Source organism: Glaciibacter superstes DSM 21135, from assembly GCF_000421145.1.
Lineage (GTDB): Bacteria > Actinomycetota > Actinomycetes > Actinomycetales > Microbacteriaceae > Cryobacterium > Cryobacterium superstes.
Window position 1 is genome coordinate 136553 of the sequence record NZ_ATWH01000010.1, and the last position, 18318, is coordinate 154870.

Here is an 18318-nt window from a genome sequence, read left to right on the forward strand (position 1 = left end):
CTGGTAAGCTAGCCGCGTCGCAACTGGCGTAGCACGAAGATGGGTCACCATCGGGGAGCGACCGACACGGTTCGTGGCCGCGCGCCTGGGCCACGACATCACTGAAATGTCTAAGGAGACGACCGTGTCCACTGCTGTTCCGACCAATACCGCGCCATCCGCTGCCGCGACATCCACCGCCGCGCCATCCACATTCAACGAGCCGCTCGAGGTCGTCGATCCCGAGATCGCCGCTGTTCTCGAGCAGGAGCTCGGCCGCCAGCGTGACTATCTCGAAATGATCGCGAGCGAGAACTTCGTTCCGCGTGCCGTGCTGCAGTCGCAGGGCTCCGTGCTGACCAACAAGTACGCAGAGGGCTACCCTGGCCGCCGCTACTACGGCGGCTGCGAGTACGTCGACATCGCAGAGCAACTCGCCATCGATCGCGCCAAGGCGCTGTTCGGCGCCGAATACGCCAATGTGCAGCCCCACTCCGGAGCGACCGCGAACGCTGCGGTGCTGTCCGCCATCGCGACGCCGGGTGACACCATCCTCGGCCTGGAGCTCTCACACGGCGGCCACCTCACGCACGGCATGAAGCTGAACTTCTCCGGCAAGCTGTACAACCCGGTCGCCTACGGTGTCGATCCGGAGACGTTCCGGGTCGACATGGACGTCGTGCGTGACAAAGCCCTTGAGCACAAGCCGAAGGTGATCATCGCCGGATGGTCTGCCTACCCGCGTCACCTCGATTTCGCCGCGTTCCGTGCCATCGCAGACGAGGTCGGCGCCAAGCTCTGGGTCGACATGGCCCACTTCGCCGGGCTCGTCGCGGCCGGCCTGCACCCGTCGCCGGTGCCATACGCCGACGTCGTGTCGAGCACGGTGCACAAGACCCTCGCCGGCCCGCGCTCTGGGTTCATCGTCTCGCGTGACACCGAGTTGGCCAAGAAGCTCAACTCCAACGTCTTCCCCGGCCAGCAGGGCGGACCGCTCATGCACGTGATCGCGGCGAAGGCCACGGCGTTCAAGCTGGCGGCAGAGCCGGAATTCAAGGACCGCCAGGAGCGCACCGTGCGCGGTGCGAGGATCCTGGCCGACCGGCTGATCGCAGACGACTCGAAGGCCGCCGGAGTCGACGTGCTCACCGGTGGCACTGACGTGCACCTGGTGCTCGCCGACCTGCGCAACTCGCCGATCAACGGCCAGCAGGCTGAAGACGCCCTGCACGAGGTCGGCATCACGGTCAACCGCAACGCCGTTCCGTTCGACCCGCGGCCGCCGATGGTGACCAGCGGCCTCCGAATCGGTACTCCGGCGCTCGCAACGCGCGGGTTCGGCGATGCAGAGTTCACCGAGGTCGCCGATGTCATCGCTGAGGCGCTGAAGCCCGGTGCCGAGATCGCTGCACTGCGCACGCGCGTCAAGGCGCTGACGGATGCCTTCCCGCTCTACCCGGGGCTCGCCCAGTAACCACTCCCCGAGATTCGAACCCGGTACCGTTCGACGGAGATTGTGGCTCAAACTGGCCGTAGGCATCCGTTTTCGGTGATTTCGGACAAAATCTCCGTCGAATGGTTGGAACAAACGGATGCTCCGCGGAGTCGGAGTCGGAGTCGGCGACGCACGTCCCACAGATTGGAAGAGACATGACGGCAATCACTCTCGACGGTGTCGCGACGGCGTCGGCGATCAAGTCCGAGCTGGCGGAGCGCATTTCGGCACTGCGGTCGCACGGCGTGGTGCCAGGACTCGGCACGCTTTTGGTCGGCGACGACCCAGGGTCACGCTCGTACGTCGCCGGCAAACACCGGGACTGCGCAGAAGTCGGGATCGAGTCGATCCGCATCGACCTGCCGGCGTCGGCCACGACGTCTGACGTGCGCGCAGCCATCGCCGATCTGAACTCGAGCCGTGAGGTGACCGGCTACATCATCCAGCTGCCGCTTCCGGTCGGGCACAACGAGAATGCGATGCTCGAGCTCATCGACCCGGCGAAAGACGCCGACGGCCTGCACCCGACCAATCTGGGTCGGCTGGTGCTCGGTATCGAGGGTGAGCTGCGTTCGCCGCTGCCGTGCACCCCGGCCGGCATCGTCGAGTTGTTGCAGCGCTTTGGCGTTCCCATCGTTGGGCAGAATGTGGTGGTGGTGGGTCGCGGCCTTACCGTCGGGCGACCGCTCGGACTCCTGTTCACCCGGAAGGGGCTGGACGCGACCGTCACCCTCACCCACTCCCGCACGGTTGACCTTCCGGCGGAGGTGCGCCGCGCCGATATCGTCGTGGCCGCGGTTGGAGTGCCGCACCTGGTCCGGCCCGACTGGGTGAAGCCGGGCGCGGCGGTACTCGACGTCGGCATCACCAGGGTCGAAGACGCGGTCACGGGAAAAGGCAAGTTGACCGGCGATGTGCACCCTGACGTCGCATCCGTCGCCGGTTATCTCTCTCCGAACCCGCGTGGAGTCGGCCCGATGACGCGGGCCATGCTGCTCGGCAACGTGGTGAAGGCCGCGGAGTACGCACTCGGATAGGAACGCGCCGACGTGTTTCATTGATCGGAGGCGCCTGGTTCGCCACCTGGGTTCGCCACCTGCTTCGCCAGCTGGTTCGCCGTCGGCACGCGTCTGATTGCGACGCGCGAAGCGACGCCGCTGGCTGGCGTGAGCGCCCTGCAGCAGCGCGACAACGGATGCCCTCGTTCTCCCGCCGAGCCTCACGCAACTAGGCGATAGCCCTGCGGTGCAGGGCGGAGTGCTGCAGGTAGTGGGCGGCATTCTGACGGATGCCGGCGACCTCGTCATCGGTCAGCTCCCTGCGCACTTTCGCAGGGACTCCTGCCACCAGCGACCCGGGAGGAACCACCGTGCCCTCGAGCACCACGGCACCCGCGGCGACAAGGGATCCGGCGCCGATGACGGCGCCGTTCATGACGGTAGCGGACATACCGACGAGCACGCCGTCTTCAATCGTGCAGCCGTGCAGCACGGCACCGTGCCCGGCGGACACGCCGGCGCCCACCGTGAGGGGGTAACCGGCGTCGACGTGGCACGAGACGTTGTCCTGCAGGTTCGAGCCCTCGCCGATCGAGATCGGCTCCTGCTCTGCCCTGAGCACTGCGTTGTACCAGACGCTGGCCTGTTCGCCGAGGGTGACCCGCCCCACGATGACGGCCCCGGCTGCGACGAACGCGGACTCCGGCACCACCGGCGACGCCAGGTCTGGGAGGGTGATGATGCGGGCGGAAGGATCGGCAGCCATGCCGCCAGCCTAGCCGCGCGCGATCTGCCCTCGCTTACCCGCCTGCCCAGCTGCCCGCCCGCCTGCGCGCCTGCCCGTCTGCCCGTCGTGCTGTGCCCCGATTCGGTTAATCCGCCTGATTCTTGCCCCGGTGCCCGGAAACACGCGGCCGGCACGGCGAGGATGTTCGATTAACCGAATCGAGGGACGTAGGGCTGGGCTGGTGGGGCTGGGACGGGGCTGGAGACTGGGACTGGGGGACCGGGTGCCGGGTGCCGCCGAGTGTCGCCGATTGCGCCGAGTGTCGTCGTTGCAGCGGGGATTGTGGGCGCGAATGGCGATTCTCGGCGAGCTGCACTCGAGCGACGAACCTGGGCGACGAACCGCCACGAACCTGCGCGACGAACCGCCACGAACCTGCGCCACGAACCGCCACGAACCTGGGCGACGAACCTGGGCGCGGCGGATCACTAGGCTGGTGCGCATGGTGAATACCGCCCATCCTTCCGTCGATCGTGTGCGTCGGGCCCTGGCCGAGCAGGGGCTGACGCCCGAGATCCGCTGGTTCGACGACGCGGCGACCACCGCGCAGGCCGCGGCCGCAGCGCTCGGCATCGAGGTCGGCGCGATCGCGAACTCCCTGGTATTCACCCTGGACGGTGAGCCCCTGCTCGTTCTGACCTCCGGTGCCCATCGAGTCGACACTGACTGGCTCGGGGAGCAGCTCGGCGGCACCATTGCACGCGCTGCCAAAGACCAGGTGAAGGATGCGACGGGCCAGGTGATCGGCGGTGTCGCGCCGCTCGGGCATCCGTCTCCGATCCGCACTGTCGTTGATGTCGACCTTGCCGGATTTCCCGAGGTCTGGGCAGCTGCCGGTCACGCGCACACCGTCTTCCCGATCGGTTACGACGACCTCGTGCGGGTCACCGGCGGGGAACCCGTTCGGGTGACACCGTAGGCTGGGGCTCACCAGGCCTCGCTCCGGGCTTGGCACTACCTCACAAGCAAGCACGACCCGCTTGGTCTTGATCTCCATAGTGTCTACGAACGGATGCTCCTAGGCTCGAGGGCATTCGGCCCCGTTCACGCACTTCAATGACGAACCAGTGACTGCTGGAGCACTTGAAGTCCGACTGAAGAACAACTGAAGAAGGATGATCCATGCGCGCACGATATGCACTCCCGGCCCTCGCAGCGGCGGCCGCGCTCTTGCTCAGCGGCTGCGTCGACAACTCGACGGGCGACACCGGGGCATCCACCGATTCCGCCGGGGCATCCGATGTGAAGGTCGACGAGGCGGCGGTGGCGCTGCTCCCGGAAAAGGTCGCGGAGTCGGGCAAGCTCATCATCGGAACCAGCCCGAACTACGCCCCGAACGAGTACAAGGACGACGCAGGTGAGCCGGTCGGCTGGGCCATCGAGCTCGGCGACGCTATCGGCGCGAAGCTGGGCCTTGACGTCGAATACAAGGTGGCACGTTTCGAGACCATCATCCCCGGCATCGTCGGCGGCACCATCGATATCGGCGAGTCCTCGTTCACCGACAACGTCGAGCGCGAGAAGCAGGTCGACTTCGTCAACTACTACGTCGCCGGCATCCAGTGGGCGTCGACCGCGGGTACAGAGGTCGATCCGGAGGACGCCTGCGGGCTGAAGGTTGCCGTGCAGGCCACCACCTACCAGGACACTGTCGAGATCCCGGCCAAGAGCGACGCGTGCGTGGCAGCAGGCAAGGATCCCATCGAGAAGATGCCCTTCGACACGCAGGATGCCGCGGCGAACGCCGTCGCGCTCGGCCAGGCCGTCGCGTTCAGCGCCGATTCCCCGGTCACCCTGTATGGCATCGCACAGCTGAAGGACAAGCTGCAGATGGCGGGGGAGACCTTCGAAGCAGCTCCATACGGACTCGCGGTGGCCAAGGATTCCGGCATGGCAGAGGCCGTGCAGGCGGCACTGCAGTCGCTGGTCGACGACGGCACGTATGGGGCGATCCTCGACGAGTGGGGTGTCGCTGACGGCGGCATCGACGAGATCACGATCAACGCCGGCGGCAAGGGCTAGATCGGCCGCCACAACCTCGCCGAACCGTGAGAAAAGCACCTTCCCAGCGCTGGGAAGGTGCTTTTCTCACGGCTCGGTGACTTCGGCTCGGTGACGTCGGTTGGGCGACATTGGCAGGGTGATGTTCGCAGGGCTGCGTCTGCCGTGGGCGAAAACGGATGCTCCGGTGGCGGCCGTACGACAGGCTGGGTCGCATGAGACTCCTGGTACTTGGTGGAACGGAATTCGTCGGACGAGCCTTTGTCGAGCAGGCGCTGGCGGAGGACTGGTCGGTGACGATGCTCAATCGGGGTAGTCATGAAGTGCCTGCCGGTGTGACGGCGTTGCGTGGCGATCGATCTCGCCCAGACGGTCTCCTGGCACTGGACGGTGGAACCGAGGCAGGAGACGAATGGGACGTCGTCGTCGACACCTGGTCGTGGGAGCCCAAGGCCGTGCGCGACGTGGCATCCGTTCTCGCTGATCGGGCCGGAAGCTACCTGTACGTCTCGAGCCGTTCCGTCTACCAGTACCCGGCAGCGGCGGGGGCGACGGAAGACGCACCCGTCGTCGACGGCTCACCCGACGACGACTATGCCACGGCGAAGGCCGGCGGCGAACTCGCCGTGCTTGCTTCATTCGGTGACCGGGCGATCCTCGCCCGTGCGGGGCTGATCCTCGGGCCGTACGAGAACATCGGGCGTCTGCCGTGGTGGCTGAACCGCATCGCCGCCGGCGGTGACGTGCTCGCGCCTGGACCGCCGGATGCCAGCATCCAGTACATCGACGCGCGCGACCTGGCAGCCTGGGGCCTGTCAGCCGCCGTCCGCGGCCTCCACGGTGCGTACAACGTCGTCAGCCCACCCGGTCACGCCACCATGGGCAGTCTGCTCGAGAGCGCCGTCGATGCGGTGGCTTCCGGAACGCCAGGATCCGAGGCGCGCCTGTGCTGGAGCGATCCAGACAAGATCCTCGCCGCCGGTGTCGCACCGTGGACGGGCCTGCCGATCTGGCTGCCGGCGGGAGAGGACTACGACTTCATGCACGGGGGAAACGTGCAGAAGGCGGTCGCTGCCGGCCTCGTGTGCCGGCCGGTCGAACAGACCGTCAGCGATACCTGGGCCTGGTTGCAGTCGATCGGCGGCGTAGCGCCGCACCGCCCCGACCGTCCGCCGGTCGGGCTCGACCCAGCCGTGGAGGCGCAGCTGCTTGCCGGCTGATCCGTGTCGTGAACGTAGGAGAAGTCACGAGTGAGAGCGTGATCCGTCCTCGTTTGGCGCACGAAGGCGCTTTCTTTCCTACTTTGGCGGGCGGAACGCGGGAACGCGGAACGCGGGAGCGATGCTGTTACTGCTCGCGGCCAGCGCCGTCCGCGGCGTGCACGACAAAAATGTCGGGCGTCGCGAAGCCGCGAGCGTCGAACGCGGCCATCACGGCCGCCGTCACCGCCGGCACCAGCGCGTGCGGGGTCAGGGCAATGGCGGCGCCGCCAAACCCGCCCCCGGTCATCCTGGCGCCGATCGCGCCGGCCAGCCGGGCCGTCTCCACGGCGAGATCGAGCTCGGGCACCGAGATCTCGAAGTCATCGCGCATCGACGTGTGTGACGCGTCAAGCAACGCGCCGATCGCCGTCGGGCCCTGTTCGCGAAGCGTGCGCACCGTATCGAGTACCCGACGATTCTCGGTGACCACGTGGCGAACGCGCCGGAAGGTCTCGTCGCCCAGCACCTCGGCCGCGCGAGGAAGATCGTCGATGTCAAGGTCGCGCAGTGAGTCGACGCCGAGCGCACCGGCGCCGGCCTCGCAGGATGCCCGCCGTGCCGCGTACCCGCCCGTCGCGTGTGAATGGCTCACCTTTGTATCGATGATCAGCAGTTCAAGGCCGGCGGCATCGAACCCGAGCGGGATCACCTCTGACTCGAGGCTGCGGCAGTCGAGGAACACCCCGGCGTCCGCTCGGCCGAGCAGGGATGCCGACTGGTCCATGATGCCGGTCGGTGCGCCGACGGCACGGTTCTCGGCGAGCTGCCCGACCCTGGCCAGGGTGCGGTGGTCGAGGTTCAGTCGCCAGACGTCGTTCAACGCGACGGCGACGGCACTCTCGATCGCGGCAGACGACGACAACCCAGCGCCGATCGGCACTTCGGAGTCGATGAAGACCTCGAACCCCTTCAGCTCGCCGAGGTTCGCGCCGAACTGGCCGAGCGCCCAGGCAACCCCGAGCGGATAGGCGGACCAGCCGCTCAGGTTCTCGGGGAACAGCTCCTCCAAGCAGAGTTCGATGGCCTCTTCGGCGAAGGAGCTCGCCACCCTGATCAGTCGGTCGTCGCGGAGCCCGAGCGCGATCACGGTGCGCCGGTCGATCGCGAACGGAAAGACGAAACCCTCGTTGTAATCGGTGTGCTCGCCGATCAGATTGACCCGGCCCGGTGCAGACCACAGCCCGGCGGGCCGGCGATTGAACCGACTCTCGAACCCGGTGAGAACATCGCGCTGCAGGTCGGTCATTGTGCGGTCCTATCCGTCAAGGTGTCGGTAGCAGGCGAAACGGATGCCGATGCCGGCTCCGCATCGTCAGCGGCGGCGCGCGCCACGGCATCCAGAATCGCCGCTGCGGCCTGCTCCGGTGCGACGTCTCCGATCCAGGCGCCCATGGCGGCCTCTGAACCGGCGAGGTACTTGAGTTTGTCTGCCGCCCGCCGTGGACTGGTCACCTGCAGCATCAGCCGGATGTCGCCCTGGTGCACATTCACCGGCGCCTGGTGCCAGGCCGCGATGTAGGGCGTTGGGGTCTCGTACATGGCGTCGATTCCGCGCAGGAGACGCCGGTAGAGCACGGCGAGTTCGTCGCGCTCGGCGAGGGTGGTGGCCGCGAAGTCGGGAAGGTGCCGATGCGGGAGCATGTGCACCTCGATCGGCCAGCGCGCTGCGAACGGCACGAACGCGCTCCAGTGTTCACCACGCAGGATGAGGCGGTCGCCCGCCTGCTCGCTGGCGAGGATGTCGGCGAAGAGGTCGCCGTCGTAGCGCTCGATCGAGCGGATGAGCTGCTGCGTGCGCGGCGTGACGTATGGGTAGGAGTAGATCTGCCCGTGCGGGTGGTGCAGGGTCACCCCGATCGCTTCGCCGCGGTTCTCGAACGGGAAAACCTGCTCGACACCAGGCAGTGCCGACAGCGCGTCGGTGCGCTCGGCCCAGGCCTCGATCACGGTGCGCGCGCGCGTCGTCGACAGGGTGGCGAACGAACCTTCGTGCTCTGGAGAGAAGCACACCACCTCGCACCGGCCCACCGACGTGCGGGTGCGACCAAGGCCGATCTGGGACAGGTCGTCCAGTCCATTAGGCGCACCGGCATCCGTCAGCAGCGGTCCGAACGAGGGCGACTTGTTCTCGAACACGGCCACGTCGTAGTTGCTCGGGATCTCTGAGGGGTTCTCCGGCGTCGACGGCGCCAGCGGGTCGAGATGCGCAGGCGGCAGGAACACACGGTTCTGGCGGGCGGCGGCGATGGAGACCCACTCGCCGGTCAGGGCATCCTGGCGCATGGTGGCGTTCGCGGGGCGCGGGGCGAGATCACGGGTGTCTGCCGCGCGTTCGGGCGGCAACGTCGTGTCAGGGTCGTCGAAGTAGATGAGTTCGCGGCCGTCGGCGAGAGTGTGCTGCTGCCGGGCGATTCTGGTGTCGGCGACGAAGCCGGTGGTGGGTGCGCTGTTCATGACAGCACCACGATATCTGATCTTCGGATGAGAAACCAAATGTTTCATATTGAAAACTAAAGCAAAGTGAGTGAAGATAGGGGCATGACCACCTCTACCCCAGGCGACGAGCACGGCACGCTGCCGGCTCCGCTTCGACGGGAGCGGATCCTGCGGCTGCTCGACGAGCGTGGATTCGTGCGGGTGAGCGAGTTGCGGGGCGCCTTCGGGGTCTCGAGCGTCACCGCGCGAGCGGATCTCGATGCGCTGGTGGCCTCTGGAGATGCCCAGCGTGTGCACGGAGGTGCGGTCCCGTCGCAACCCCAGGTAGACGGGCCTGTACACCGGGAGTCGTCGTTCGAAGAGGCACTGGCATCCTCGGTGATTCCGAAGCAGCAGATCGGAGCCCTGGCCGCTTCGCTGGTGGCGAGCGGCCAGAGTGTGATCCTCGACGTCGGCACCACAACTCTCGCCGTGGCCAGGGCGCTCCGGGCCCGCACCGATCTCACCGACGTCGTGGTCATCACCAACGGGCTCAGCATCGCTCTCGAACTGGAACCGGCGATCCCGCGCTTCACGGTGATCGTGACGGGCGGGTCGCTGCGCCCCCTGCAGCACTCCCTGGTCGAGCCGATGGCAACAACCGTGCTCAGCCAGATGCACGCCGACCTTGCCTTTATCGGCTGCAGCGGCGTCGACGCCGTGCACGGCGTCACCAACGTGAACCTCCCGGAGGCCGGCCTCAAGACGGTCATGCTGCGCGCCGCCGCACGCTGCATCGTCGTCGCAGACGGCTCGAAACTCGGCCGTGCGCACCTGGGTCTCGTCGGCGCGTTGGGCGCGTTCGAGACGCTGGTGACGGATGCCGCAGCGCCGGCCGGCGAGATCGCCGCACTTCGCGACGCAGGGCTCACGGTGCTCCTGCCGGAATAGGGAGCCGGCGAAACAGCTGCAGGTGCATAAGCTGAAGTCATGCGCGCAGCAACGGGAACCCAGTTCGAACTCGCGGCAGACACTCCGAGTGGCCCGGCGACGGCGGTGATCACAGAGGTGGCTGCCGGCATCCGTTCATATGCCGTCAGCGGCATAGATCTCGTTGAGACCTTTGCGGAGCAGGCGCCGCCACCGATGGGTGCCGGTATCGTGCTGGTCCCCTGGCCGAATCGCATCCGTGATGGCCGCTGGAACCGGGACGGCAGCGCTCGCCAGCTCGCCATCACCGAGCCGGCCAGGCACAACGCCATCCACGGTCTTCTGCGCTATTCGCCGTACCGGGAGACCTTACGCACACAAAGCATGGTCACACTTGCAGCGACGGTGTTTCCGCAGGCTGGATATCCGTTCCAGCTCGACACCGAGGTGTCATATGCGCTTGTCGCCGACGGGCTCGACGTGACGCACGTCATCCGCAACGTCGGGGAGGGCGATGCGCCAGTCGCCATCGGCGCCCACCCCTACCTGCGCATCGGCGACGTGCCGAGCAGCGAATTACTGCTTCGGGTGGCAGCTGAGACGCACATCGACGTCGACGAGCGGATGCTCCCCGTCGGCACGTCGTCGGTGACGCGAACGAAGTATGACCTGCGCACCGATCGCGCGGTGCACGAACTCGATCTCGACGACGGCTTCACCGGAGTGAGCATGGGGCACGGGCCCTCAGGGCACACACACAGTGAGCATTCCCGCAGTGAACACACGCTCACCGCGCCGGACGGTCGAACGGTCAGCCTCTGGGGCGATGAGAATATCCGCTACCTGCAGGTGTTCACGCCGAGCACATTCCCGGTGCGGACGAAGACAGGCACGGTCACCAGGCAAGCGGTCGCGATCGAGCCGATGACGGCACCGGCCGACGCCTTCAACTCTGGTGATGGCCTTCGCTGGCTGACGCCGGGTGAGGAGTGGACGGTGCGCTGGGGCATCCGTCACACCGGAATCGTTGGCTGAAACGGATGTCAGGCACTCGACCGTGACGCAGAACCAGACGCAGACGCCCATCGCACTCGGCGCCCAGGATGCCGAACGACTGATCGCCCTGGTGCGCATGAAGCGCCTCGCGACCTCGCTGCTCGTGCTGATGGCCGTCGTCTTCGCGGTGGCCTTCGCCCTGCAGGAGCGCTACCCGTGGCTCGAGTACGTGCGCGCCGCGGCGGAGGGCGGCATGGTCGGTGCGATCGCGGACTGGTTCGCGGTGACGGCGCTGTTCCGGTACCCGCTCGGGCTTCGGATTCCGCACACCAACATCATCGCGAATCGCAAGGACGAGATCGGGGCGAGCCTCGGCGAGTTCGTGGAGTCGAACTTCCTTTCAGAGGTCGTGGTGCGCGGCAAGCTGGAATCGGTCGGAATCTCCGCACGCCTCGGCGGCTGGCTGGCGCGCGAGGAGAATGCCGGCCGGGTCAGCGATGAGCTCGCGGTTGCCGCTCGCAGCGTGCTCGAGCTGCTCGACGACGACAGCATCCGCGAGCTGATCGAAGCGGTGGCCCGCGAGCACCTGCTCGAGCCGGAGTGGGGCCCCGGCCTCGGTCGCGTCGGGCAGCGACTGGTCGAATCCGGCCAGCAGCACGCGGCCGTCGACCTGGTGCTCGACAAGGCGGAGGCCTGGCTGGCCGCGCATCCTGAGGCGTTCGGCCGTGCTGTGTCAGACCGGCTGCCCGGCTGGCTGCCCGGCTTCGTCGACCGAATCGTGGATGACAGGGCGTTCCGCGAGGTGCTGGGATTCATCGGCGCGGTGCGTGGAGACCCGGCGCATCCGATGCGCACTGCGCTCGACACCTGGCTGGCTGACGTGATGAACGACCTGCAGCACGACCCGGCGATGATCGGTCGCGCAGAGGCGCTGAAGCTCGAACTTCTTGACAGCCCGCGCTTGCGAGAATTCGCCGGAGAGACGTGGGACGCGGTGAAGGAGTCACTGCTGGACGGACTGGATGACTCGTCGAGCGCGCTGCGCCGCGGCATCCGTTCAACGCTGACGGATGTCGGTGCTCGCCTGGCCGGCGACTCCGCGCTCGGCAGGCGGGTCGACACGTGGGTCGCAGACACCGCGAGCACCGTGATCTCGAGCTACCGGCACGAGATCGCCGCGGTCATCACCGAGACCGTCGAGCGGTGGGATGCGACGGAGACCACGCAGAAGATCGAGCTGCAGGTGGGCAAGGACCTGCAGTTCATTCGCATCAACGGCACGGTCGTCGGGGCGCTCGCCGGGCTGGCGATCTTCGTGGTCGCGAACGCTCTGGCGGCGCTGGCCTGACGTGTGCGGTGTCGCGGATGCAGCAGAATGAGCGGGAAGCCGTGCGATTGTTGAGCCGAGGCGGCCCGTCTAATGCTGCCGGGCCCAGAGCTGCAGCCAGAGCAGCAGGCGAGTCTCCGGATCGTCGAGCCGGAGTCCGAACAGCGGCTCGACGCGCGACAGCCGGTAGCGCACCGTGTTCGGGTGCAACCGGAGCCGAGTCGCCGTCTCGATCGCATTCGCGCTGGCGTCGAGGTAGGTGCGGATCGTCTCCTCGAATGATGTCTTTCGCCGCACGTCGTGCTCGGCGATCCTGGTGGCGTAGTCGCCGGGGAGCTGACCCGCCTGACGGAGTTCTGTGACGATTCGACCCAACTGGAGCCTCGGCCCCATCGAGTCCTGGTCTGCGACCGCGGCGTCTGCGTCGCTATCGGGATGCAGCAGCCCCTCCTCTGCATCCCGGAGGAGCACGGCCAAAACGACCTCGGCATCCGCGCGCGACTTGCCTGCATCGCCGACGGGCACGGCAAGGCCGAAGCCGGCCAGGACCGGTCGGGACAGCAGACGGCGCGTGTGTTGCACGATGCGGCGCATCGCGTTGAACTGGAAAGCGGCGGTTGAATTCGATGACTGCGGCAACACGACGTAGACGATGTTGTCCGCGAGCCCGCACGCCGCCGTCGGAAGCCAGACGGCACAGGCCGTGCGCACCGAGTCGAAAAGGCGCAGCCCGGCCTGCAGGATGTCTGGCGCGGAGCCGTGCTGGCCGGCCGCGGCGACGGCGACGACCCGCACAGGATCGGTCGGCAGACCGAGCTGTACGGCAGCGAGTTCCGCCCGCCCTGCCTCGAAGAGAAGTGGCCTCACGAGGTCGATCTGGCGCGAGCGGCCTGAGTCGTGATTAGTGCGGCGGTGCAGGAGGTGCAGCGCGGCGACATTCGCGGCCTCCCGCAGAATTCGGTCGGTGTCTGCGGTGTCGGCGCTGCTCGAACCGGTGCTGCCCGAATCAGCGCTGCCCGAACCCGCACCGCTCGCGTCGATCAGCCAGAGCGACCCGAGAACGACGCTCCCCGCCCTGATCGCCATGGCCGATCTGGTCAGCGAGTACTCGCCCGGTGCGACGCTGACAACGTCACGTGAGGCGTGTACCCGCCGGTAGTCCCGGTCGTTCTGGTCGGTGTGCGGAACCTGGAGATGCAGGATCGAGGTGCGCCTGGTCTCGTCGATGGGGTGTTCGGGGAGGGTGGAATAGGCCAGCACGGTCTGGTCGGGATCCGCGATGGCCACGGCGCCTCCGGCCAGGGAGGCGACGGCGTTGGCCAGCTCGAACAGATCACCGGGGCGGATGTCGACCAGTGCTCTCCGAGACGCGTCCTGTGGGGCGATGGCGGCTCTGAACAATTCGGCGAGCTGGTCCCACGGCACAGAGTCCCTGGCACGGAAGAGCGCAATTCCGCTCGCCTCTGCAGCACGATGCAGCGTGGTCTCCTGCGCACCGTGTGCTTTGTAGACGAGCGCAAGGAATCCGGCTGTGTGGAGTTCCTGGAAACGTTCTGCGATGTGGTCGTCAGCGATGGGAAGCCCGACCGCCAGCGCCAGGGCACCGGGGAATCTGGGTGGCGAACCAGATTCCGACCGACCCGCCGCGTCGTAGAGTACGGAACCGGTAATGGTGGCACCGGTGTCGGCTGAGGAGAGAACGAGACTGGCGATCTCGTCGCCGACGGCCCGACCGAGTTCCGCGACGGTGGGCATCCGTTGCCCATCGTGTGAATCAACACCCGAATCAACACCTGAATCGACACTCGCATCGACACCGGACTCCCGTTGGTAACTCGCCACAGCGCGCACCCTCTCTCTTCGTACCGATGTCCATAGAGTATGACCGCCTCAGATTCTAGGCTGACCGGCAGCGCAGCCGATATTCGCGCCCGGAACCAGTGAGGCGAAACGTGAAACTCAGCGATGTCAGGCAGCTCGTGCAGGTCAAGACGCCCGTGCTTTCGCGGAAGCGCCGCACGCTGGCCACGGCCTGGAATGTCGCCGAATACCGAGCCGCAGCCCGCCGCGTGCTGCCCGCCGGCATCTTCGACTACCTCGACGGTGGCGCCGAAGACGAGGCGACCCTGGTGCGCAACCGTTCGGTGTTCGACCGGTGGGGTCTCATGCCCGCGTGGGGATCACTGACCGTTCCCACCACGACCACCACGCTGCTCGGGCGCGACATCGCACTGCCCCTGACGCTCACCCCGACGGGGGCGACGCGATTGTTCCACCCGGAGGGTGAGCTCGCGGTCGGCCGGGCCGCTGCAGCCGCCGGTCTCCCCTACGTCCTGGCCGGACTCAGCACCGTCGCTATGGAGGATCTCGCGGCGACCTCGCCCGACCTCGATCGCTGGTTCAACATCGGCCTCTCACCCGACAAGGGATACCTGGCCTCGAAGCTCGAACGGTGTGAGGCCGCCGGCTTCCACACGCTGGTGGTGGGAGTCGATACCCGCGCCCTCGGGTCGCGGGAGCGCGATCGGCGCAACGGGTTCACGGCCCCTCCGGCGCTGACGCTCGCCTCGCTGATCGACATTGCCACCCGGCCAGGCTGGTGGGTCAATTTCCTGCGCGCAGACGGCATCCGTTTTCCCAATCTCGAACCTGCCGCCGCAGGGGGGTCGATGGTCACGCCGTCGATGTGGGAGCAGATTCTCGGGCATTCGGAGTCTGGTCAGGGGTGGGACGACCTGGAAGAGCTACGGATGATGTGGCCGGGAAAGATCGTGCTGAAGGGCACCGTGAACCCCGGCGACGTCGCGCGGGCGGCCAGCCTCGGCGTTGACGCGGTGCAGCTGAGCAACCACGGCGGGCGGCAGCTCGACCACATGCTGAACCCGATGGATGTCATCCAGGAGTCACGTCAGCGCGTCGGCGACAACATCGAACTGATTGTGGACTCCGGCATTCGACGGGGGAGTGACATCGTCAAGGCGCTCGCTCTCGGCGCCGACGCGTGCTCGATCGGGCGGCCATACCTCTACGGCCTGGTGGCCGGCGGATCGGCGGGTGTCGGCCGGGTGATCGACATCCTGGCCGATGAGCTCGTGCGCACTATGACGCTCGTCGGGGTGTCGTCGGTGGCCGAGCTGAAGGCCAATGGGGCAACGATCGTGCGCGAGGTGACGGCAGCGGTACGCGACGACGTGATGCCCGGCTAGAGTCGGAAGAACGGCCCGGATCGGGTACGGCGGGATACTCAGACAGGATCTGCCATCAAGCGGCCAGGCGACACGCAACGGCTCGCGCGCGACGTGGTCGTGCTCGGCATCATCGCGTTCTTCGTGATGCTCGGGTTCGGTGTTGTCGTGCCGGTGCTGCCGGTGTATGTGCGCAGCTTCGACGTGGGTTACCTCGAGGTCGGGGCTGTCGTCTCGGCGTTTGCGCTGATGCGTTTCGTGGCCAGTCCGTTCTGCGGGCGGCTGATCGATTGGGCAGGCGAACGCACGATCCTGGCCATCGGGATCGGAATCGTCGCGGTCTCCAGCGCCCTCGTCGGCGTGGCGGGCAGCTACGCAGAGCTGCTGCTCTGGCGCGGGGCCGGGGGAATCGGTTCCGCGATGTTCTCGGTCTCAGCAATGACCCTGCTGCTCGGCTCGACTCCGCCGTCGCGTCGCGGGCGTGCGGTCGGCTTCTACCAGGGCGGATTCCTGATTGGTGGAATGGCCGGGCCGGCACTGGGCGGGCTCCTGGCGACGATCTCCCTGACCGCGCCGTTCTTCTTCTACGCCGGCACGCTGGCCGTCGCAGGGCTGATCGGTCTGGTCCTGCTGCAGCCGAAGACGCAGGTGGTCGCCTCTGATGGGGCGACGGATGCCCCGGTGCCGTTTCGCACGGTCATCCGCGATCCGCGATTCAGGGCCGCGTGCCTGGCGAACCTTGCCCAGGGGTGGGCGTCGTTCGGGGTGCGCAGCGCGCTGATCCCGGTGCTGGTCGTCGAGGTGCTGCGCGAGCCGACGGCATCCACCGGCCTGGCCTTTGCGGCTGCTGCCGTGGTGCAGACGATTGCGCTGGCCCCGGCGGGGCGCTTCGTAGACACGGTGGGGCGACGGCCGGCAATCATCGGCGCGTACGCGGTCGGGGCGGTGTGCATGCTGGCGATTCCGTTCGCACCGTCGATCTGGGTGTTGACGGCGTTGCTGTGCCTCTATGGGGTGGCTGCGGCGTTCATGGGGACTGCGCCGGCGGCATCCGTTGGCGACGCGGCCGGCCCCGGCAGTGGCAGACCGGTGGCGGTGTTCTCGATGTTCTCTGACTTCGGCGCGATCGTCGGCCCGCTGGTTGCCGGCGCGCTGGTGGATTCGGTGTCGTTCCCGGTCGCGTTCGCGAGTGGTGTTGTGTTCCTTGCCGCAGCGTCGTTGTATGCGCTGCGGATGCCGCGGCTCCAGCAGAAAATTTCCTGATCAGATAGGAAATGCTTTCGGTGGGGTAATGGGCTATGGTCGTACGTTCATGCCCATCTGGATGACGGAAGCGAGGTGACCATGGCTGGCAAGAGCCCCAGCGGCCCCAACGTTAAGAAGCAGGCGAAACTCTCCCTGAAGGAGAAGCGCGCTGCGAAGCGAGACAAGTCGGAAGACTCCTTCATCAAACCCCGTAAGGGACGCTGACGCGTTCGCCTTCGGAGCAGTAGCACCTTTGCTCACGTGCAGGCCGGCCGCCCCGTGCGGTCGGCCTGCCCTCTCGCTTGTGAGACTCCTTCTGGGAGATTCCCGATCGCGGGCACGAGGCGATGATCTCGCCTGACGCAGGAGCAACGCCCGACGCCTACCGGCCGGCCGGAGGCCGAGTCGGACGTTACCAACGCACTTCAAAGTGCCTTTTGTAGGTCCTCTCCTACCCACTCATGATGGTGTTACGCACTACTAGTGAGGTGGGAAAGATGGTTCAGCAGGTAACGCGATCTGAGGGGTCGCAGGTCATCATCGAGGTGTGGGCTGACCTGGGCTGCCCGTGGTGCTACGTCGGAAAGCACAGGCTTCAGGCCGCGATCGCACAGCGTCCGGACGCGGATCGGTTCCAGATCGTGATGCGATCCTTCGAGCTGGACCCGGAGGCGCCGCACGAGCCGGAGAAGAATGAGGAGAGTTTCATCCGTGCCCACGGCGGCACTGCTGCCCACGTCCTCCAGGCCGAGCGCCAGATGCAGGCCATGGCTCGCAAGGAGGGACTCGAGTACTCGCTGGACCGCCTGAACGCCAACACGTTCGACCTGCACCGCGTGGTGCAGTACGCAGGCGACCAGGGCCGCGGGTTCGAGTTCTTCTCCCACGTCCAGGACGGCTTCTTCACCGGCGCCCTCAAGCCCTACGCCCCGGACACTCTCCCACGCGTCGCGGAGTCAGTCGGCCTGGACGGGCAGCGAGTCCGCGAGATCCTCGCGAGCAACGAGTACGCCGACCGCGTGCGCGCCGACCGCCGTGAGGCCCTGGAGCTGGGCGCGACCGGCGTTCCGTTCGTCGTCTTCGACCGCCGGGTGGCCGCCCCGGGTGCCCGGAAGGCCGCTGACTACGGCCAGCTGCTGGATCAGGCGGCCGGTCCCGTGCCAAGCGAGCGTGAGTCATGAACGAGGCGAGGAGCGGGCTTGCGGATCGTGGCGGCCCTGCCAGCGGGCGATGCGCCCGATGCTACGCAGCGGTGAGCGCCACGGACGAGTCAGTCTGCCGTCGCGCTGATCGCGGCCTTGCCTCGGCCGACTCCGGTCAGTTCGCTGGCGGCCCGGTTGTTGGCGATCTCGGTGTGGTGGGCGGCGGCCCAGCCAGCCATCGCCGTCACCGCATCGATCAGGGATCGGCCCAGATCCGTCAGCTCGTACTCCACGCGCGGCGGGACCTCGGCGTAAGCGGTCCGGGTGATCAGTCCATCGCGCTCGAGGTGCTTCAGCGTCTGGGTCAGCATCCGCTGGGAAATTCCCGGGATGCTCGCCTGTACGTCGGAGTAGCGCAACGAGCCGGCGCTCAGGGTGCTGATGATCAACACCGTCCACTTTTCGCCGATCCGGTCGAGCACCTCGCGGATATAGGCGCTGTCCTTCGGCCATGCCTGGCACGGACCGCTGATCTTCCTCGGTGTCGCCATCTCGT

The 18318-nt window shown here is 67.1% G+C and carries 16 protein-coding genes and 1 riboswitch; of the genes, 11 read left to right on the forward strand and 5 right to left on the reverse strand.

The annotated features are described in order from the left end of the window. Positions 1-9: 9 nt before the first annotated feature. Positions 10-98: riboswitch (ZMP/ZTP riboswitch) on the forward strand. Positions 99-124: 26 nt separating this feature from the next. After that, complete coding sequence (glyA, locus tag K323_RS26355; protein ID WP_281170166.1) at positions 125-1453, forward strand: serine hydroxymethyltransferase; 1329 nt, start codon at positions 125-127, stop codon at positions 1451-1453. Positions 1454-1629: 176 nt separating this feature from the next. Beyond that, positions 1630-2511, forward strand: a complete 882-nt coding sequence (locus K323_RS0114745) for a bifunctional methylenetetrahydrofolate dehydrogenase/methenyltetrahydrofolate cyclohydrolase (protein WP_022886047.1) — start codon at positions 1630-1632, stop codon at positions 2509-2511. A 190-nt stretch (positions 2512-2701) separates the two neighbouring features. Here K323_RS0114745 and K323_RS0114750 read toward each other — a convergent pair whose 3' ends face one another. After that, positions 2702-3238 (reverse strand): gamma carbonic anhydrase family protein, encoded by a 537-nt coding sequence (locus K323_RS0114750; RefSeq protein WP_022886048.1) that lies wholly within the window; start codon positions 3236-3238, stop codon positions 2702-2704. A gap of 463 nt (positions 3239-3701) precedes the next feature. On the opposite strand from K323_RS0114750, the gene K323_RS0114755 reads away from it, so the two are divergent. The 3 genes from K323_RS0114755 to K323_RS0114765 all read left to right on the forward strand — a co-directional run bounded on the left by K323_RS0114755 (position 3702) and on the right by K323_RS0114765 (position 6480). After that, positions 3702-4178 carry a YbaK/EbsC family protein gene (locus K323_RS0114755; protein WP_026851688.1) on the forward strand — a complete coding sequence of 159 codons (477 nt, stop codon included), beginning with the start codon at positions 3702-3704 and terminating at the stop codon, positions 4176-4178. Positions 4179-4381: 203 nt separating this feature from the next. Next, entirely contained in the window at positions 4382-5281 is a 900-nt protein-coding gene (locus tag K323_RS0114760) for an ABC transporter substrate-binding protein (RefSeq protein WP_022886050.1), read from the forward strand. Positions 5282-5475: 194 nt separating this feature from the next. After that, positions 5476-6480, forward strand: a complete 1005-nt coding sequence (locus K323_RS0114765) for an NAD-dependent epimerase/dehydratase family protein (protein WP_026851689.1) — start codon at positions 5476-5478, stop codon at positions 6478-6480. Between the two features lie 127 nt (positions 6481-6607). Here K323_RS0114765 and galK read toward each other — a convergent pair whose 3' ends face one another. Further along, positions 6608-7768: a galactokinase gene (gene galK, locus K323_RS0114770; RefSeq protein WP_022886052.1), complete on the reverse strand. Its 1161-nt coding sequence runs from the start codon at positions 7766-7768 to the stop codon at positions 6608-6610. Further along, the gene (gene galT / locus K323_RS26360) at positions 7765-8976 is read right to left on the reverse strand and encodes a galactose-1-phosphate uridylyltransferase (protein ID WP_022886053.1); all 1212 of its coding nucleotides are present in this window, start codon (positions 8974-8976) and stop codon (positions 7765-7767) included. Before galT ends, galK begins: the two co-directional genes overlap by 4 nt. Positions 8977-9060: 84 nt before the next feature. On the opposite strand from galT, the gene K323_RS0114780 reads away from it, so the two are divergent. From K323_RS0114780 to K323_RS26365, 3 genes are read left to right on the forward strand one after another with little or no spacing between them, the layout of a single operon-like run. Then, on the forward strand, positions 9061-9888 hold the full coding sequence (locus K323_RS0114780) for a DeoR/GlpR family DNA-binding transcription regulator (protein WP_022886054.1): 828 nt from the start codon (positions 9061-9063) through the stop codon (positions 9886-9888). 39 nt (positions 9889-9927) lie between these two features. Further along, positions 9928-10902, forward strand: a complete 975-nt coding sequence (locus K323_RS0114785) for an aldose 1-epimerase family protein (protein WP_022886055.1) — start codon at positions 9928-9930, stop codon at positions 10900-10902. Between the two features lie 22 nt (positions 10903-10924). Beyond that, positions 10925-12211: a DUF445 domain-containing protein gene (locus K323_RS26365; protein ID WP_245570995.1), complete on the forward strand. Its 1287-nt coding sequence runs from the start codon at positions 10925-10927 to the stop codon at positions 12209-12211. Positions 12212-12280: 69 nt separating this feature from the next. On the opposite strand, the gene K323_RS0114795 is transcribed toward K323_RS26365, so the two are convergent. Beyond that, positions 12281-13945 (reverse strand): PucR family transcriptional regulator, encoded by a 1665-nt coding sequence (locus K323_RS0114795; protein WP_157509452.1) that lies wholly within the window; start codon positions 13943-13945, stop codon positions 12281-12283. 197 nt (positions 13946-14142) lie between these two features. On the opposite strand from K323_RS0114795, the gene K323_RS26370 reads away from it, so the two are divergent. The 3 genes from K323_RS26370 to K323_RS0114815 all read left to right on the forward strand — a co-directional run bounded on the left by K323_RS26370 (position 14143) and on the right by K323_RS0114815 (position 17801). Next, complete coding sequence (locus K323_RS26370) at positions 14143-15396, forward strand: alpha-hydroxy acid oxidase (RefSeq protein ID WP_022886058.1); 1254 nt, start codon at positions 14143-14145, stop codon at positions 15394-15396. A gap of 99 nt (positions 15397-15495) precedes the next feature. Continuing rightward, complete coding sequence (locus K323_RS0114805) at positions 15496-16638, forward strand: MFS transporter (RefSeq protein WP_245570996.1); 1143 nt, start codon at positions 15496-15498, stop codon at positions 16636-16638. Between the two features lie 479 nt (positions 16639-17117). Continuing rightward, positions 17118-17801, forward strand: coding sequence for a DsbA family oxidoreductase (locus K323_RS0114815; protein WP_022886059.1), 684 nt, complete (start codon positions 17118-17120; stop codon positions 17799-17801). An 89-nt stretch (positions 17802-17890) separates the two neighbouring features. Here K323_RS0114815 and K323_RS0114820 read toward each other — a convergent pair whose 3' ends face one another. Beyond that, on the reverse strand, positions 17891-18313 hold the full coding sequence (locus K323_RS0114820; RefSeq protein WP_022886060.1) for a winged helix-turn-helix transcriptional regulator: 423 nt from the start codon (positions 18311-18313) through the stop codon (positions 17891-17893). Positions 18314-18318 lie beyond the last annotated feature (5 nt).

What these genes read in the sequence shown, in the direction of transcription:
- K323_RS0114820 (WP_022886060.1), bottom strand. Translation starts at nt 18,313, where the DNA reads ATGGCGACACCGAGGAAGATCAGCGGTCCGTGCCAGGCATGGCCGAAG.
- K323_RS0114760 (WP_022886050.1), top strand. Translation starts at nt 4,382, where the DNA reads ATGCGCGCACGATATGCACTCCCGGCCCTCGCAGCGGCGGCCGCGCTC.
- galK (WP_022886052.1), bottom strand. Translation starts at nt 7,768, where the DNA reads ATGACCGACCTGCAGCGCGATGTTCTCACCGGGTTCGAGAGTCGGTTC.
- K323_RS0114815 (WP_022886059.1), top strand. Translation starts at nt 17,118, where the DNA reads ATGGTTCAGCAGGTAACGCGATCTGAGGGGTCGCAGGTCATCATCGAG.
- K323_RS0114750 (WP_022886048.1), bottom strand. Translation starts at nt 3,238, where the DNA reads ATGGCTGCCGATCCTTCCGCCCGCATCATCACCCTCCCAGACCTGGCG.
- K323_RS0114795 (WP_157509452.1), bottom strand. Translation starts at nt 13,945, where the DNA reads ATGCCCACCGTCGCGGAACTCGGTCGGGCCGTCGGCGACGAGATCGCC.
- K323_RS0114745 (WP_022886047.1), top strand. Translation starts at nt 1,630, where the DNA reads ATGACGGCAATCACTCTCGACGGTGTCGCGACGGCGTCGGCGATCAAG.
- K323_RS0114755 (WP_026851688.1), top strand. Translation starts at nt 3,702, where the DNA reads ATGGTGAATACCGCCCATCCTTCCGTCGATCGTGTGCGTCGGGCCCTG.
- galT (WP_022886053.1), bottom strand. Translation starts at nt 8,976, where the DNA reads ATGAACAGCGCACCCACCACCGGCTTCGTCGCCGACACCAGAATCGCC.
- K323_RS0114765 (WP_026851689.1), top strand. Translation starts at nt 5,476, where the DNA reads ATGAGACTCCTGGTACTTGGTGGAACGGAATTCGTCGGACGAGCCTTT.
- K323_RS0114785 (WP_022886055.1), top strand. Translation starts at nt 9,928, where the DNA reads ATGCGCGCAGCAACGGGAACCCAGTTCGAACTCGCGGCAGACACTCCG.
- K323_RS0114780 (WP_022886054.1), top strand. Translation starts at nt 9,061, where the DNA reads ATGACCACCTCTACCCCAGGCGACGAGCACGGCACGCTGCCGGCTCCG.